Raw genomic sequence first — 15,847 nt, forward strand, 5'->3', positions numbered from 1 at the left:
GTGCGGCTGCGCGTCCGGGTCCCCGCCACAACCGCAAACCTCGGCTCCGGCTTCGACTGCGTCGGGATGGCCTTCGACTGGTGCGACGAGCTCACGCTCGAGACCTTCGACGACGGCCGCCTCGAGGTGGTCGTCACGGGGGAGGGCGCGGGGGACGTGCCGCTCGACGAGCGGCACCTGGTGGTCTCGTCGATCCTCCGCGGGCTCGAGGCGTTCGGCGCCGCGCGGCCTGGCCTCCGGCTGACCTGCCACAACACGATCCCGCACTCCCGCGGACTCGGCTCGTCTGCCTCCGCGATCGTCGCTGGGCTGGCGGCGGCCTGGGGCATCGCCCGCCCCGGCGCCGACCTTGACCGGGCCGCCATCACCCGCCTGGGCACCGAGGTCGAGGGACACCCCGACAACGTCGGGGCCGCGGCCTGGGGAGGGGCGATCCTCGCCTGGGCACGCGACGACAGGGTCTCGCTCGTGCAGCTTCCCCTCCCAGAGGGCTTCCGTGCGATCGTGTACGTGCCGGACTTCGAGTGCGGCACCAGCGAGGCGCGCGCCGTCCTGCCCGCAACGGTGTCGCGTGGCGACGCCGTCGCCCAGGCCATCACCGCTGCCGCGCTGCCCCTTGCGCTGACCGTGCGGCCCGACCTGCTCTTCGATGCGACGTTCGACCGGCTGCACCAGCAGTACCGCGCGCCGCTGATGCCTCAGTCGTTCGACCTCATGACCGGCCTGCGTGCCGTGGGCGTGCCCGCCGCCATCTCGGGGGCCGGGCCGACGGTGATCGCCGTCGGCCTGCCCGACCAGCTCGCGGCGGCCGAGGGCGTTGCCGCGGACGGGTTCGCGGTGCACAGGCTGGCCCCCGGCGGCGGGGTCCAGCTGCTGGCCTGAGGCCGGACTTCGGGCGTGGCGCTTTGCGCGCGGCGCCCGGCACGGTAGTCTTTCCGTGTTCCCCCGATGCGCCGCTGGTGGCGAGACGCCCGAATAGTTGGCCGCAGGTCGGAGATCATCCGTTTTTCTGATGCCGGTGGCGCGCCCTGTCCATGCATGGACAGTCCACAGCGAGCCGGCTCCATGGAAGGAGATTCGTCTTGAGCGAATCTGTCGAACTCACCAGCATGAAGCTGGTCGAGCTGAAGTCCGTCGCCTCCTCGATGGGCATCAAGGGCGTCTCGGGTATGCGCAAGGGCGACCTCGTCGGCGCGATCCAGGCCGCGGGCAAGGGCGGGGCGGAGCATCAGCGCCGCGCGTCCCGGCCGGAGCCCCAGCAGGCCGAGCTGGTGAGCGAACGCGCTCCGCAGGCGGAGGCGCCCCAGAAGCGCCAGCAGGCCGAGCAGCAGGAGAAGCGCCAGGAGCGCGAGCCCCGCGAGCAGCAGGACAGGCGCCAGCAGCAGGGTGACCGCCCGCAGGAGAAGCGCCCCCAGGGCGACCAGCAGCAGACCGACGGCGGCGGCAGCCGCAACAACAACCGTCGTCGCCGCAACCGTGACCGCCAGGCTCAGGCCGAGACGAACGAGGAGGTCGGCGAGCTGCTCGACGCGGCGCTCGGCGGGTCCCAGCCGAAGGCGGCTGCGCAGCCGGCCCCCGAGCAGCGCCAGTCGGCGCCCGAGCCCATCGCCTACGACGACGACCAGGGTGGTTCGCGCCGCAGCCGGCGACGCCGCAACCGGGACCGCAACGACCGCGGCGGTAACAACAACCGCCGCTCGCGCTCCGGCCAGGGCTTCGACCGGATGGAGGCCGAGCCGACGATCGCCGAGGACGACGTGCTCGCAGCCATCTCCGGCATCGTCGACATCCTCGACAACTACGCCTTCGTCCGCACCACCGGCTACCTGCCCGGCCCGGCGGACGCCTACCTCTCCATGTCGACGGTGCGCCGCTACGGCCTGCGCCGCGGCGACGTGGTCACCGGCGCCATCCGCACACCCAAGGAGGGGGAGCGCAAGGAGAAGTTCAGCCCGATGGTGCGCCTCGACACCGTCAACGGTGACGCCCCCGAGAAGGCCAAGGGCCGCCCGGAGTTCGCCAAGCTGACGCCGCTGTACCCGCAGGAGCGGCTCCGCCTCGAGACGGTCCAGACGAACCTTACGGGCCGGATCATCGACCTGGTCTCGCCCATCGGCAAGGGCCAGCGCGGACTGATCGTCTCCCCGCCCAAGGCCGGAAAGACCATGATCATGCAGGCGATCGCCAACGCGATCGCGGCCAACAACCCCGAGGTCCACCTGATGGTCGTCCTGGTCGACGAGCGACCCGAGGAGGTCACCGACTTCCAGCGCACGGTCTCCGGCGAGGTCATCGCGTCCACGTTCGACCGCCCGGCCGAGGACCACACGACGGTCTCCGAGCTGGCCATCGAGCGGGCGAAGCGGCTGGTCGAGCTCGGTCACGACGTCGTCGTCCTCCTCGACGGCATCACGCGGCTGGGCCGCGCCTACAACCTCGCGGCGCCCGCGTCCGGTCGCATCCTCTCGGGTGGCGTCGACTCCGCGGCCCTGTACCCGCCGAAGAAGTTCTTCGGCGCCGCGCGCAACATCGAGAACGGTGGCTCGCTGACCATCCTGGCCACCGCGCTCATCGAGACCGGATCGAAGATGGACGAGGTGATCTTCGAGGAGTTCAAGGGCACGGGCAACATGGAGCTGAGGCTCCGCCGCGAGCTCGCCGACAAGCGCATCTTCCCGGCGATCGACGTCGACGCCTCCGGCACCCGCCGTGAGGACCTGCTGCTGGGACGCGACGAGCTGAACATCATCTGGAAGCTGCGGCGCGCCCTGTCCGGCCTCGACGACCAGGCGGCCCTAGAGACGCTGAAGTCGCGCATGACCAAGACGCACAACAACCACGACTTCCTGCTCAGCGTCCTCAAGACCACCCCGGCGCAGGAAGGCTGACCGCCGGCTGGATTTGGGAATAAAGCCCCCACCCGGCATAGTTGTCAGGTGTGCCGGTTCACGCACCCATGTACGTCCCCCGAGGGGGCGTAGCGACCCGGCCGCCTCACTGAAGGAGAAACCATCATGAAGCAGGGCATTCACCCTGAATACGTGGAGACCCAGGTGACCTGCACCTGTGGCAACACGTTCACCACCCGCAGCACCCTGACGAAGGGCGTCATGAACGCCGACGTCTGCGCCGCGTGCCACCCGTTCTACACGGGCAAGCAGAAGATTCTCGACACCGGAGGCCGCGTCGCCCGCTTCCAGCGTCGTTACGCGAAGAAGGACTGACAACTCACGTCGAGGCGAACGCCGGGGCAGGGTCACTGACCCACCCGGCGTTCGTCTGTTTTCTGCCCCCGCACCGAGGAACCCCATGTTCGACAACGCCCAGCCTCTGATCGACGAGTTCCGCGACCTGGAGACCCAGCTCGCGGACCCGCAGCTGCACGCGGACCTCGCGCGCTCGCGCAGGGTGGGGCGGAGATACGCCGCGCTGCGTCCGATCGTCGAGGGGATCGAGGAGTTCCGCAGGCTGAGCGACGACCGCGAGGCCGCCGCCGAACTGGCCGCCGACGACTCCTCCTTCGCCGACGAGCTGGTCGACCTCGACACCCAGCTGGAGCGTGCGACGGAGAAGCTCACCCGGCTGCTCGCGCCGCGCGACCCCAACGACGACGCCGACGCGCTGGTGGAGATCAAGTCGGGCGAGGGTGGAGAGGAGTCCGCGCTGTTCGCCGGCGACCTGCTGAAGATGTACACCCGCTACGCGGAACATGTCGGCTGGAAGGTCGAGGTCCTCGACTCGCAGGACACGGACCTCGGCGGTTACAAGTCAGTCACCGTCGCAGTGAAGGCCGGCTCCGGAGCCGAGTTCGCACCCTACGGGCGCCTGAAGTTCGAGGGCGGCGTGCACCGCGTGCAGCGGGTGCCAGTCACCGAGTCGCAGGGCCGCATTCACACGTCGGCCGCCGGCGTGCTCGTCATGCCCGACGTCGAGGCGGATGAGGTCGAGATCAACGACGACGACCTCCGCATCGATGTCTACCGCTCCTCCGGGCCGGGCGGGCAGGGCGTCAACACCACCGACTCCGCCGTCCGCATCACGCACCTGCCGACCGGCACGGTGGTCAGCTGCCAGAACGAGCGTTCGCAGCTCCAGAACCGCGAGTCGGCCATGCGCATGCTCCGAGCACGTCTGATCCAGCTCGCCGAGGCCGAGGCCGCGGCCGCGGCCTCGGACGCCCGCAAGTCGCAGGTCCGCACCGTGGACCGCTCGGAGCGCATCCGCACCTACAACTTCCCCGAGAACCGCATCACCGACCACCGCATCGGCTACAAGGCGCACAATCTCGACCAGGTCCTCGACGGGTCGATCGGGACGCTGCTCGACGCGCTGGCCGAGCAGGACCTCGCCGAGCGGCTGGCCGAGGTGGGCGCGTGAGCCAGCTGGCCCACGAGGTCGCCCTCGCCCTGACCGGCTCCGGGTCACCGAGTCCCGGCCCGGAGGCTCGCCAGCTGGTTGCCCACGTGCTCGGCGTCGACGCGTCGCTCCTCATGACCGTGGACGACGTCACCGACGAGCAGCGCGCCCGCGTCGGGGAGCTGGTCGCGCGCCGGGCCTCCGGCGAGCCTCTGCAACACCTGACCGGGGTCGCGTACTTCCGCTACGAGGAGCTGGCCGTCGGGCCGGGCGTGTTCATTCCGCGGCCGGAGACCGAGGAGATGGTCGGCTGGGCTCTCGGACAGTTGGCCGCCCGGCCCGCCGGGTCGCGCCGCGTCGTCGAGCTGTGCGCCGGCTCCGGGGCGATCACCGCAGCCATCTCCTCCGAGCTGGGCGGCTGCGAGCTGCACGCCGTCGAGCTCTCCGCCGACGCGTGGCCCTATCTCGAGCACAACCTCGCCGGCCGCAGTGTCGACGTGCGGCTGGGCGACATGGCCGACGCCTTCCGCGACCTGGACGGCACCGTCGACCTGGTGATCGCGAACCCGCCCTACATCCCCACCGGCCACCGGGCCTTCCTGCCCACCGATGTCGTCGAGCACGACCCGGAGCTCGCACTGTTCTCGGGAGCCGACGGGCTCGACGCCATCCGCACGGTGGCGGCGGTGGCCCGGCGACTCGTGCGGGCCGGCGGACTGGTCGTCACCGAGCACGACGAGTCCCACGCCGCCGGGGTGCGAGCCGTCCTCGCGGCGGCCGGCTTTTCCGAGGCCGCGACGCATCCGGACCTCGCCGGGCGCGACCGGTTCACGAGCGCCGTAATAGGATGGGATGCGTGACAGATCAGGCCCGGGTACTCGACCTCGCGAGCGACCGCGCATCCGCCCTCTCGGAGGCGGCGGCCGCCGTCACGGCCGGCGAGTGCATCGTGCTGCCGACCGACACCGTCTACGGCATCGGTGCGGACGCCTTCAACGCTGAGGCCGTGCAGCGGCTCCTGGACGCCAAGGAACGCGGCCGTGACATGCCCCCGCCCGTGCTGATCGCCGAACCCTCCATGCTGCGCGCGATCGTCGACGAGGTGCCCGACGCGGCCCGGGCGCTCGCCACCGCGCTGTGGCCCGGGGCCCTGACGCTGATCCTGAACGCCCAGCCCCGCACCGGCATGGACCTCGGCGAGACCCGCGGCACCATCGCCGTGCGCGTCCCCGACGACGAGAGCGCGCGTGCCCTGCTGCGGGTCACCGGCCCGCTCGCCGTCAGCTCCGCCAATGTCTCGGGCCGGCCCGCGGCCACCACCGCCCAGGAGGCCCACGACCAGCTCGGCGACCGCGTCGCCGTCTACCTCGACGGCGGCCCGGCGGCCGGGGGAGTCGCCTCCACGATCGTCGACTTCGCCTCCACCCCCGACGGGGTCGTGCTGCGGGCCGGCGCCATCGGGCTGGACGAGCTGCGCCGCCACGCTCCCCAGGTCGCGGGCGGCCAGGACCCTGCCGACGCCGAGCCGGCCGGCTGACCGGTGCGCGAGTACCTCCTCGTCCTCCTCGTGGCGGCGGGCACGACCTACCTGCTGGCCGGCCTCTGCCGGAGCATCGCGCTGCGCACCGGGGCGATGGCGAAGGTCCGCAGCCGCGACGTCCACACGCAACCGATCCCGTACTACGGGGGCCTCGCGATGCTCGGCGGCCTGGCGATGGCCTTCCTGCTCGCGCTGCAGTTGCCGTTCCTCGGCCGCTACGCCGCGGTCGCCCACGACGCCACGGCGGTGCTGCTGGCCGGCGTCATCATCTGCTTCGTCGGCGTGCTCGACGACAAGTACGACATGCCCTGGTGGGTCAAGCTCGGCGGGCAGGGCGTGTCCGCGGGCGTCGCGGTGCTGATGGGGGTCAGGATCTACTGGATCCCGCTGCCGGACCGCATCGTCTCGCTCGACGACACCACCTCCATCCTGCTGACCCTGCTCATCATCGCGGTGTGCGTCAACGCCGTGAACTTCGTCGACGGACTCGACGGGCTCGCCGCCGGCATCGTCGCCATCGGTTCCGGGGCGTTCTTCAGCTACACGTATGTGCTGGCCTACGAGCAGGAACTCGTGCGGGCGACCACCGCGAGCCTCATCACCGTGGCCACGTGCGGCATCTGCCTCGGCTTCCTCTTCCACAACTGGCACCCGGCGAAGATGTTCATGGGCGACTCCGGGTCCATGCTGATCGGGCTGCTCATGGCCATGAGCGCCATCTCCTACTCGGGCCAGCTGGATCCCAGCGCTCTCAGCCCGGTCGGCGACGTCGTCCCCGCCCTGCTGCCGATCCTGCTTCCCGTGGCGGCGCTGGCGCTGCCGCTGATCGACCTCGTCCTCGCCTGGGTGCGGCGCGCCTGGAACGGCCAGAGTCCGTTCGCCGCCGACAAGCTGCACCTCCACCACCGGCTCCTGGCGCGAGGCCACTCCCACTGGGGCGCCGTGCTCCTGATGTACGCCTGGGCAGCCGTCTTCTCGGTCGGCCTCGTGGCCATCGCGCTGATCCATCAGTCCACGGTCGCCTGGGTGGTGGCGCTCGCCATCGTCGTCGTGGTCGGACTCACCATCATGCCGGTGCGCACCGCGCCCCCGACCATCGGCGGGGCGGAGGCCGACGTCATCGACCAGCCAGCCCATGTCGGCCACGATGGCTGAGCGACGCGTCTCGGCCGCCACCCGCCGGGCCCGGGAGATGATGATCGGCGGGCTCGTCGCCGGTCACGTCGTCGGGCTGACCATCATCGGGCTCGCCCTCGCGCTCGACGGTGCCTCCGCCGCCCTGACCGCCGCCCTCGGATTCGCCGCCGTCGTCATCTTCTACAGCATCGGTCAGGCCCTCGAGGTCGTGGCCTCCGAGCTCGAGCCGTTCCAGGGGCTCGGGCTCGTGATGGTCAGTTACGCGGTGCGCGTAATCGGTATCGCGGCCGGCCTGTGGGGCGTGCTCAACCTCGACGCCGTCGCGCCTCACGTGCGCGACGGTTGGCTGCTGCTGAGCGTCGCCGGCACAGTGCTGGCCTGGGTTAGCGGAGTGGTGGTCATCGCGTCAAGGCAACGCGTTCCCGTCTACGACACCGAGTACACCCCGCCGCGTTCAAACTGATGATTCGACGTGTAAGAGCCCGCCGATTCCGCTAGGCTCAGCCACGACATGGGGACCACGCCGAAGACGCCTGACACGCAGCCCGGACCGAGCGGTCCGGACGGCAAGGAAGACGGCATGGTTGCGCTCAGCTACATCCTCGCCGGACTCATCTTCTATGGTGGGCTCGGCTGGCTGGGTGACTACTTCCTGAAGACAAACTGGCTGTTGCCGATCGGCCTCATCGTGGGCCTCGGATTCAGCGTGTACCTGATCATCAAGCGATACGGGAGCGGTACGTGAGCCTTGGGCTACTTCCGATGGAGACCGACGGCGGCGGTTACACGCCACCCGGTGTCGAGGACTTCCTCTGGGACTCAGTCCTGCCGGGCGTGCTGCCCGACTGGATGAACAAGCCCTTCTTCCAGGCCGTCATCGGCGCGGCGCTGGTCATCATCCTCTGGTGGATCGCCTCGCGACGCCTGAAGACGCAGCCGTCGAAGGCGCAGTTCGCGGCCGAGTACATCTACGAGTTCATCCGCAACGGCGTGGCGCGCGACATCCTCCACGAGGACTTCCGCCGGTTCCTGCCCTACCTGCTCGGCCTGTTCTCGTTCCTGCTGATCAACAACTGGTTCGGCGAGTTCTTCCTCTTCATGTATCCGACGTTCTCGAACGTCGGATACGCCTACGGGCTCGCGATCCTGTCGTGGCTGGTCTACGTCGGCGCCGGGTTCAAGAAGTGGGGCCCCGGCTTCCTCAAGAAGGCGCTCATCCCCGAGGGCGTGCCCGCCCCGCTGCTGATCATGGTGATCCCGCTGGAGTTCCTGGCGACGTTCATCACGCGGCCCGTCACGCTGGCCCTGCGTCTCTTCGCCAACCTGTTCGCCGGCCACCTGGTCGTCATGGTGTTCGTCGTGGGCGGCGGGTTCCTGCTGACCTACGCCGACAACACGTTCTACAACGTGGCCGGCGGAGTCTCCCTCGCCTTCAGCCTCATCATCCTCCTGCTCGAACTGTTCATCGGCGCGCTGCAGGCCTACATCTTCACGGTTCTCACCGCCCAGTACGTGTCGACCTCGATCGCCGAGGCGCACTGATCAACCCGACTTCCCCGGTCAGCGAAGTGGCCGGGCGAGCCATCCGAAAGGAAAACAATGTCCCTCCTCGAAATCACCGGCAACCTGAACATGATCGGCTACGCGATCGCGACCATCGCCCCGGCGCTGGGTGTTGCCTGGATCTTCGCCTCCGTCATCAACGGCACCGCCCGTCAGCCCGAGGCCCGGGGCGCGATGATGAGCACCGCGTTCATCGGCTTCGCCGTGGTTGAGGCCCTGGCCATCATCGCCATCGCGCTCGCCTTCGTCCTCTGAGTCGCCTGATGTCCCCGAACCTTGGGGTGCTGCAGGAGACCGGCATCAATCTCGGTCCTCTTGCGCCCCATCACATGTCGGAGGTGATCGTCGGCATCGTCTTGATGCTGATCATCTTCGTCATCATGTGGAAGGTCGTCGTTCCTGCCTTCGAGAAGATGTACCAGGAGCGCTCCGACAAGATCGAGGGCGGGATGCAGCGCGCCGCGCGGGCCGAGGCGAAGGCCGAGGCAGCGCTGGCCGACTACACCGAGCAGCTCAAGGCTGCCCGGGAGGAGGCCGCCCGCATCCGCGAGGACGCGAAGAACCAGTCCGCCACGATCCTCGCCGAGGCACGCGACAAGGCCACGAAGGAGTCCCAGCGGATCCTCGAGGCGGGCCGGGTCCAGCTCGAGGCCGAGCGCCTGCACCTGGTGGGGGAGCTCCGCGGCGAGGTGGGCACCATGGCCACCACGCTGGCCGGCAAGATCGTCGGCGAGTCGCTCAGCGACGACGAGCGCGCCCAGCGCACCATCGACCGGTTCCTCGCTGATCTCGAGTCGGCAGGTCAGGCCCGATGAGGGCCGGCGACGCTGTCATCGCACAGCTTGACGCTCAGGTCGACGGCATCGACACCGATGCCGCCACCTCGGACGAGCTGTTCGCGGTCGTCGACCTGCTCGACGCCAACGTGATGCTGCGTCGGTCGCTGTCGGACCCGTCCGCCGCGGAGAGCTCGCGCGTCGAGCTGGCCTCGCGGATCTTCCGCGGGAAGGTCGCCCCGGCCACCCTCGAGGTGCTCAGCGCCTTCTCGGCCGCAGAGTTCGAGAGCGGCGCGGCGTTCGCCGAGGCGCTCGAGCGCGAGGGGGTCCGGCTGAAGCTGAAGGCCGCCAGGAGCGACGGGACGCTCGACACCGTGACCAGCGACCTGTTCCAGGCGCTGAGCGTGGTGCGTGACCACCCGGAGCTCGCGGTGGCGCTGCGCAACCCGTCGTACGGCGCGGCCGAGAAGCGTGAGCTGCTCGAACGCCTCTACGGCGGGAGGATCAGCCCCGTGGCCCAGGCCATCCTCGACCGGGCGGTCCGGCCGAACCTGGCGGCCTTCGTGCCCACCGTACGCGGGTTCCTCCGCGCGGCGGCCGAACTCGCCGGTCTCACCATCGCCCGCGTCACCGTCGCCCGCCCGCTCGACGAGTCCCGAACGGCCCGCCTGAAGGCCGCACTCGAGAAGTCCGCCGGCAAGCCCCTGTCGCTGCAGGTACACGTCGACCCCTCCGTCATCGGCGGGGTGAACGTGGTCATCGGCGACGACGTCATCGAATCCACTGTTGCTGCCCGGCTCGAAGACGCCCGCCGGCAACTCGTCAACCTGTGACACCCAAGAAAGTAGAACGCAATGGCTGAACTCACCATCAGTCCGGACGAGATCCGCAGCGCTCTCGACGACTTCGTCAAGTCGTATGAGCCGGCTTCCGCCTCGAAGACCGAGGTCGGCACCGTCGTCACCTCCGGCGACGGCATCGCCCGCGTCGAGGGCCTGCCCTCGGCGATGGCCAACGAGCTGCTGCGCTTCGCCAACGGCACGCTGGGCATCGCCCTGAACCTGGACGAGCGTGAGATCGGCGTCGTCGTGCTCGGCGAGTCCGAGGGCATCGACGAGGGGTCGACCGTGCACGGCACCGGCGAGGTCCTCTCCGTCCCCGTCGGCGAGGGCTACCTCGGCCGCGTGGTCGACGCGATGGGCAACCCGATCGACGGCCTCGGCGACATCAGCGGCATCGAGGGACGCCGCGCGCTCGAGCTGCAGGCCGCCGGCGTCATGGACCGCCAGGAGGTGCGCGAGCCCCTGCAGACGGGCCTCAAGGCGATCGACGCCATGATCCCGATCGGCCGCGGTCAGCGTCAGCTGATCATCGGCGACCGCAAGACCGGCAAGACGGCCATCGCGCTCGACACGATCATCAACCAGAAGACCAACTGGGCCTCCGGTGACCCGAAGAAGCAGGTCCGCTGCATCTACGTCGCCATCGGCCAGAAGGGCTCCACCATCGCCGAGGTCCGCTCGACGCTGGAGGCCGCGGGTGCGCTGGAGTACACGACGATCGTGCACGCCCCGGCGTCCGATCCCGCGGGCTTCAAGTACATCGCCCCCTACTCCGGTTCCGCGATCGGTCAGCACTGGATGTACCAGGGCAAGCACGTCCTCATCGTCTTCGACGACCTGACCAAGCAGGCCGAGGCCTACCGCGCCATGTCGCTGCTGCTGCGCCGCCCGCCGGGCCGTGAGGCCTACCCCGGCGACGTGTTCTACCTCCACTCCCGCCTGCTGGAGCGCTGCGCCAAGCTCTCCGACGAGCTGGGCGCGGGATCGATGACGGGCCTGCCGATCATCGAGACCAAGGCGAACGACGTCTCGGCCTACATCCCGACCAACGTCATCTCCATCACGGACGGCCAGATCTTCCTGCAGTCCGACCTGTTCAACGCCAACCAGCGTCCCGCCGTGGACGTCGGCGTCTCCGTGTCCCGCGTCGGCGGCGCCGCGCAGGTCAAGGCGATGAAGCAGGTCGCAGGCTCGCTGAAGATCTCGCTGGCGCAGTACCGCGACATGCAGGCCTTCGCCATGTTCGCCTCCGACCTGGACGCCGCCACCCGTCGCCAGCTCGACCGGGGCGCCCGTCTCACCGAGCTGCTCCGCCAGGGCCAGTACGCGCCGTACCCGGTCGAAGACCAGGTCATCAGCGTCTGGGCCGGCACCGAGGGCCTGTTCGACGACGTCCCCGTCGACGACGTGCTGCGGTTCGAGCAGGAGTTCCTGGACTACCTGCGCCACAACAGCGACACTCTGACCGGAATCGCGGACGATTTCCTGTTCGGCGACGACCGCAAGGACGCCGTCAGGAAGGCGATCGTCGACTTCCGCCAGATCTTCCGCACGTCGGAGGGCAAGCTGCTGCCCGGCAAGGAAGAGCACAAGCCTCTCACCGACGAGGAGATCGGCCAGGAGACGATCGTCCGTCAGAAGCGGAGCTGACGCCATGGCGAGCAGTCTGCGCGAACTGAGGGAGCGTCGTCGGTCAGTCCAGACGACGCGCAAGATCACGCGCGCCATGGAACTCATCGCCGCCTCGCGCATCGTCAAGGCGCAGGCGACGGCGAGGGCCGCCGTTCCCTACACGCAGGAGTTGACCAGGGCCGTCTCGGCCCTGGCCTCCGCGCACCATGACATCGACCACCCGCTGCTGGTGGACGTCGAGAAGCCGAAGCGCTCCGCCATGCTGCTCATCACCTCCGACCGTGGCCTGGCCGGCGCCTACTCCGCCAATGCCATCAAGGAGGCCGAGCAGCTGCACGCCAAGCTGATCGGGGAGGGCCAGGAGGTCGTCCAGTACATCACCGGCAACAAGGGGCTGGCGTACTTCGACTTCCGGCGCCGGAAGATCGAGCAGAGCTGGACGGGCTTCTCCGACCGGCCCGAGTACCGGCACTCCCGCGAGATCGCCGACGTGCTGCTGGAGAAGTTCCTCACCCCGACCGAGGAGGGCGGGGTGGACCAGATCCACATCGTGACCACCCGCTTCGTGTCGATGCTGACGCAGACCGTCGTGACAAGGCGTCTGCTGCCGCTGGTGGTGGAGGAGGCCGACGCGCCCGAGCTGAGGGACATCGACCAGGACGGGACCGTGGACGATATCCACCCGTTCTACCACTTCGAGCCCAACGCCAAGGAGGTGCTCGACAAGCTGCTGCCACTGTTCATCGCGAACCGCATCCACACGGCGCTGCTGATGTCCGCGGCCTCCGAGCTGGCGAGCCGACAGCGGGCCATGAAGTCCGCCACCGACAACGCCGACACCCTGATCGAGAAGCTGACGCGCGAGTCCAACCAGGCGCGCCAGGCCGAGATCACGCAGGAAATCACTGAAATCGTGGGCGGCGCCTCGGCGCTGTCCGAAACCGCCTGAAACGAGTGAGGAACACCGAAATGACTGCCACTGTGAGCGAGACGCAGCCGGCCACCACCGGTGGCATCGGCCGCGTCGCCCGCGTCATCGGCCCCGTCGTCGACGTCGAGTTCGCGGGTGACCAGATCCCCGAGATCGGCAACGCGCTGCTCGTCGACACCGAGGTCATGGGCGAGCAGCGCACCATGACCATGGAGGTCGCCCTGCACGTGGGTGACTCCCTGGTTCGCGCCATCGCCCTGAAGCCGACCGACGGGATGCGCCGTGGCGCCGAGGTCCGCGACACCGGTGCCCCGATCTCCGTGCCCGTCGGCGACGTCACCAAGGGTCACGTGTGGAACGTGACCGGCGACGTCCTGAACGTCGACCCGTCGAGCATCGAGGTCACGGAGCGTTGGCCCATCCACCGCCCAGCCCCGAAGTTCGACGAGCTCGAGCCCCGCACCGAGATGCTGGAGACGGGCATCAAGGTGCTCGACCTGCTGACGCCCTACGTCAAGGGTGGCAAGATCGGCCTGTTCGGCGGCGCCGGCGTCGGCAAGACCGTCCTGATCCAGGAGATGATCTACCGCATCGCCCACAACTTCGGCGGCACCTCGGTGTTCGCCGGCGTGGGGGAGCGCACCCGTGAGGGCAACGACCTCATCAACGAGATGGAGGAGGCCGGCGTCCTCAAGGACACCGCGCTCGTGTTCGGCCAGATGGACGAGCCCCCGGGCACCCGTCTCCGCGTGGCGCTGTCCGCCCTGACCATGGCGGAGTACTTCCGCGATGTGCAGAACCAGGACGTGCTGCTCTTCATCGACAACATCTTCCGCTTCACGCAGGCCGGCTCCGAGGTCTCCACGCTGCTCGGCCGCATGCCCTCAGCCGTGGGCTACCAGCCGAACCTGGCCGACGAGATGGGCCAGCTGCAGGAGCGCATCACCTCGACGCGCGGCCACTCGATCACCTCGATGCAGGCGATCTACGTGCCCGCCGACGACTACACCGACCCGGCCCCGGCCACGACGTTCGCGCACCTCGACGCGACGACCGAGCTGTCGCGTGAGATCGCCTCGCGTGGTCTGTACCCGGCCGTGGACCCGCTGAGCTCCACCAGCCGCATCCTCGACCCGCAGTACATCGGCCAGGACCACTACGACACCGCGGTGCGCGTCAAGCAGATTCTGCAGCGCAACAAGGAGCTGCAGGACATCATCGCGATCCTCGGCGTCGACGAGCTGTCCGAGGAGGACAAGATCGTCGTCAACCGTGCGCGCCGCATCCAGCAGTTCCTGTCGCAGAACACCTACATGGCGGAGAAGTTCACCAACATCCCGGGCTCGACGGTGCCGCTGGCCGAGACCATCGAGTCGTTCCAGATGATCTGCAACGGCGAGGTCGACAACATCGCGGAGCAGGCGTTCTTCAATGTCGGCAACATGGATGACGTCATGGCCAACTGGGCCAAGATCCAGAAGGAAGGCTGAGCCGTGGAGCGTCCTCCGCTGCACGTCGAGGTGGTCTCAGCCGACCGGCTGGTCTGGTCGGGGGACTCCGTCAACGTCATCGCGCGCACGGTCGAGGGTGACGTGGGCATCCTGCCGGGCCATGAGCCGTTGATGGCCCTGCTCGTGCCCTGCGCGGTCGAGATCGTGACCGACGACGGGCGAAGCGAGACCATCGCAGTCGACGGCGGGTACATCTCCGTCGCCCATGGCCGCGTGTCCATCCTCGCCGAGCGGGCGCACCTCGGACACGAGGTGGGTCTCGACGAGGCCCAGCAGCAGGCCGCGACCCTCGAGGCCAAGGCGCTGCAGGGCCGTGCCGATGACGACGAGCTGCACCACCTGAGGATCCTCCAGGCGCAGATCGTCGCCGGCGAGGCGTACGCTTCACACACGTCGGAGCACTAGGCTCACACCACCACTCAGGGCGGCCCGCTTCGACGGGCTGCCCTGAGGCACATTGAAGGGAGGGCCCCGATGGGCTGGCAGATCGTGATCGTCACGCTGATCTGCGCGCTCGTGGTGCTCCTCCCGTTCGTGCTCCTCTATCTCCGCCGCCGCTGGCTCACAGGCCAGGGCGGCCTTTTTGACTGCGCCTACCGGATGCGGGAGGACCCCGCCGGGGCCGGCTGGGTCCTCGGCGTGGCCCGTTACCGGGGGGAGAACCTCGAGTGGTTCCGCTCGTTCTCACTGAGCCTCCGGCCCAAGGCGCTCTTCGGCCGCGCCGTGACCGCGTATGTCCACCAGCGACAACCGGCCGGGCTGGAGGCGATCGCGCTGTTCGAGGACTCCGTCGTCGTGTCTGTGCGCAACCGGGTCAGTGACAAGGTCAGCTCGCTGTCCATGTCGCCCGACGAGGTGCTCGCCCTGATGAGCTGGCTGGAGTCCGCACCACCCGGCAGCCATTACCTGCCGGGCAGCGCGAGCTCTCCCCGCTGACGCCTCAGTGGCGGCCGCTGGCGGGCTTCTCCCGGTCGGTGCCCGGCACCCACAGCACCTCATGCTCGGTGCCGTTGGCGACCCGGCTCATCACGAACAGCAGGTCCGACAGGCGGTTCAGGTAGCGGACCGCCAGCGGGTTGATCCCGCCGACCTCCTCGACGCCGTGCTCCTCGCGGGCCCGCCAGGCGGCGCGTTCCGCCCGGCGTGCAATGGAGCGGGCCACGTGCAGCTGTGCGCCGGCGGGGGTGCCGGTGGGCAGGATGAAGCTGCGCAGCACCTCGAGACCCTCCTGCAGCTCGTCGATGTATCCCTCGAGCCGCTCGACCGAGTGCTCCTCGATGCGCAGCGGCTGCCACTTCGGCTCGGGATCCAAGGGGTTCGCCAGGTCCGAGCCGACGTCGAACAGCTCGTTCTGGATGAGCCGCAGCATCTCGACGAGGCGGGGCGGCAGACCGCCGAGGGCCAGGGCGAGTCCGATGGCCGAGTTGGCCTCGTCCACGTGCCCGTACGCCTCGACGCGCACATCCGTCTTGCGGACTTCGGAGTTGTCGACGAGGCGGGTCGTGCCGCCGTCGCCGGTCTTCGTGTAGATCTTCGACAAAGTGACCATAGGGTCAATC

18 protein-coding genes and 1 pseudogene are annotated in these 15,847 nt (G+C 69.2%); 18 read left to right on the plus strand and 1 reads right to left on the minus strand.

The window, feature by feature from the left end; translation table 11 throughout:
* The 18 genes and pseudogenes from thrB to KDB89_RS06385 all read left to right on the plus strand — a co-directional run bounded on the left by thrB (position 1) and on the right by KDB89_RS06385 (position 15,224).
* The gene (gene thrB / locus KDB89_RS06300) at positions 1-882 is read left to right on the plus strand and encodes a homoserine kinase (protein ID WP_219083983.1); all 882 of its coding nucleotides are present in this window, start codon (positions 1-3) and stop codon (positions 880-882) included.
* A gap of 227 nt (positions 883-1,109) precedes the next feature.
* Positions 1,110-2,888: a transcription termination factor Rho gene (gene rho, locus KDB89_RS06305; RefSeq protein WP_439654881.1), complete on the plus strand. Its 1,779-nt coding sequence runs from the start codon at positions 1,110-1,112 to the stop codon at positions 2,886-2,888.
* A 126-nt stretch (positions 2,889-3,014) separates the two neighbouring features.
* Entirely contained in the window at positions 3,015-3,224 is a 210-nt protein-coding gene (gene rpmE / locus KDB89_RS06310) for a 50S ribosomal protein L31 (RefSeq protein WP_219083985.1), read from the plus strand.
* A gap of 85 nt (positions 3,225-3,309) precedes the next feature.
* Positions 3,310-4,377: a peptide chain release factor 1 gene (gene prfA, locus KDB89_RS06315; RefSeq protein ID WP_219083986.1), complete on the plus strand. Its 1,068-nt coding sequence runs from the start codon at positions 3,310-3,312 to the stop codon at positions 4,375-4,377.
* Positions 4,374-5,216 (plus strand): peptide chain release factor N(5)-glutamine methyltransferase, encoded by an 843-nt coding sequence (gene prmC / locus KDB89_RS06320; protein WP_219083987.1) that lies wholly within the window; start codon positions 4,374-4,376, stop codon positions 5,214-5,216. The genes prfA and prmC overlap by 4 nt, the downstream gene beginning before the upstream one ends.
* A 14-nt stretch (positions 5,217-5,230) precedes the next feature.
* Positions 5,231-5,872: pseudogene (locus KDB89_RS06325) on the plus strand (L-threonylcarbamoyladenylate synthase); the annotation flags it as partial.
* Between the two features lie 24 nt (positions 5,873-5,896).
* Complete coding sequence (locus KDB89_RS06330; RefSeq protein ID WP_219083989.1) at positions 5,897-7,051, plus strand: MraY family glycosyltransferase; 1,155 nt, start codon at positions 5,897-5,899, stop codon at positions 7,049-7,051.
* Complete coding sequence (locus KDB89_RS06335) at positions 7,044-7,496, plus strand: hypothetical protein (protein WP_219083990.1); 453 nt, start codon at positions 7,044-7,046, stop codon at positions 7,494-7,496. Before KDB89_RS06330 ends, KDB89_RS06335 begins: the two co-directional genes overlap by 8 nt.
* A gap of 48 nt (positions 7,497-7,544) precedes the next feature.
* Positions 7,545-7,778, plus strand: coding sequence for a hypothetical protein (locus tag KDB89_RS06340; RefSeq protein ID WP_219084350.1), 234 nt, complete (start codon positions 7,545-7,547; stop codon positions 7,776-7,778).
* Between the two features lie 17 nt (positions 7,779-7,795).
* Complete coding sequence (atpB, locus tag KDB89_RS06345) at positions 7,796-8,575, plus strand: F0F1 ATP synthase subunit A (protein ID WP_219083991.1); 780 nt, start codon at positions 7,796-7,798, stop codon at positions 8,573-8,575.
* Positions 8,576-8,632: 57 nt separating this feature from the next.
* Positions 8,633-8,851 carry an ATP synthase F0 subunit C gene (atpE, locus tag KDB89_RS06350; protein WP_076058514.1) on the plus strand — a complete coding sequence of 73 codons (219 nt, stop codon included), beginning with the start codon at positions 8,633-8,635 and terminating at the stop codon, positions 8,849-8,851.
* Positions 8,852-8,859: 8 nt separating this feature from the next.
* Positions 8,860-9,411 (plus strand): F0F1 ATP synthase subunit B, encoded by a 552-nt coding sequence (locus KDB89_RS06355; protein ID WP_219083992.1) that lies wholly within the window; start codon positions 8,860-8,862, stop codon positions 9,409-9,411.
* Positions 9,408-10,205, plus strand: a complete 798-nt coding sequence (locus KDB89_RS06360) for a F0F1 ATP synthase subunit delta (protein WP_219083993.1) — start codon at positions 9,408-9,410, stop codon at positions 10,203-10,205. The genes KDB89_RS06355 and KDB89_RS06360 overlap by 4 nt, the downstream gene beginning before the upstream one ends.
* 21 nt (positions 10,206-10,226) lie before the next feature.
* A complete protein-coding gene (atpA, locus tag KDB89_RS06365) occupies positions 10,227-11,864 on the plus strand; it encodes a F0F1 ATP synthase subunit alpha (protein WP_219083994.1) in 1,638 nt (545 codons plus the stop codon).
* Between the two features lie 4 nt (positions 11,865-11,868).
* Entirely contained in the window at positions 11,869-12,795 is a 927-nt protein-coding gene (locus KDB89_RS06370) for a F0F1 ATP synthase subunit gamma (protein ID WP_219083995.1), read from the plus strand.
* Positions 12,796-12,815: 20 nt separating this feature from the next.
* Positions 12,816-14,267, plus strand: a complete 1,452-nt coding sequence (gene atpD / locus KDB89_RS06375) for a F0F1 ATP synthase subunit beta (RefSeq protein WP_219083996.1) — start codon at positions 12,816-12,818, stop codon at positions 14,265-14,267.
* Positions 14,268-14,270: 3 nt separating this feature from the next.
* A complete protein-coding gene (locus KDB89_RS06380; protein WP_219083997.1) occupies positions 14,271-14,693 on the plus strand; it encodes a F0F1 ATP synthase subunit epsilon in 423 nt (140 codons plus the stop codon).
* Positions 14,694-14,762: 69 nt separating this feature from the next.
* A complete protein-coding gene (locus KDB89_RS06385) occupies positions 14,763-15,224 on the plus strand; it encodes a DUF2550 domain-containing protein (RefSeq protein WP_219083998.1) in 462 nt (153 codons plus the stop codon).
* Positions 15,225-15,228: 4 nt separating this feature from the next.
* Here KDB89_RS06385 and KDB89_RS06390 read toward each other — a convergent pair whose 3' ends face one another.
* Positions 15,229-15,837, minus strand: a complete 609-nt coding sequence (locus KDB89_RS06390) for a cob(I)yrinic acid a,c-diamide adenosyltransferase (protein WP_219083999.1) — start codon at positions 15,835-15,837, stop codon at positions 15,229-15,231.
* Positions 15,838-15,847 lie beyond the last annotated feature (10 nt).

The sequence above is a fragment of the Tessaracoccus palaemonis genome, from assembly GCF_019316905.1.
GTDB lineage: Bacteria > Actinomycetota > Actinomycetes > Propionibacteriales > Propionibacteriaceae > Arachnia > Arachnia palaemonis.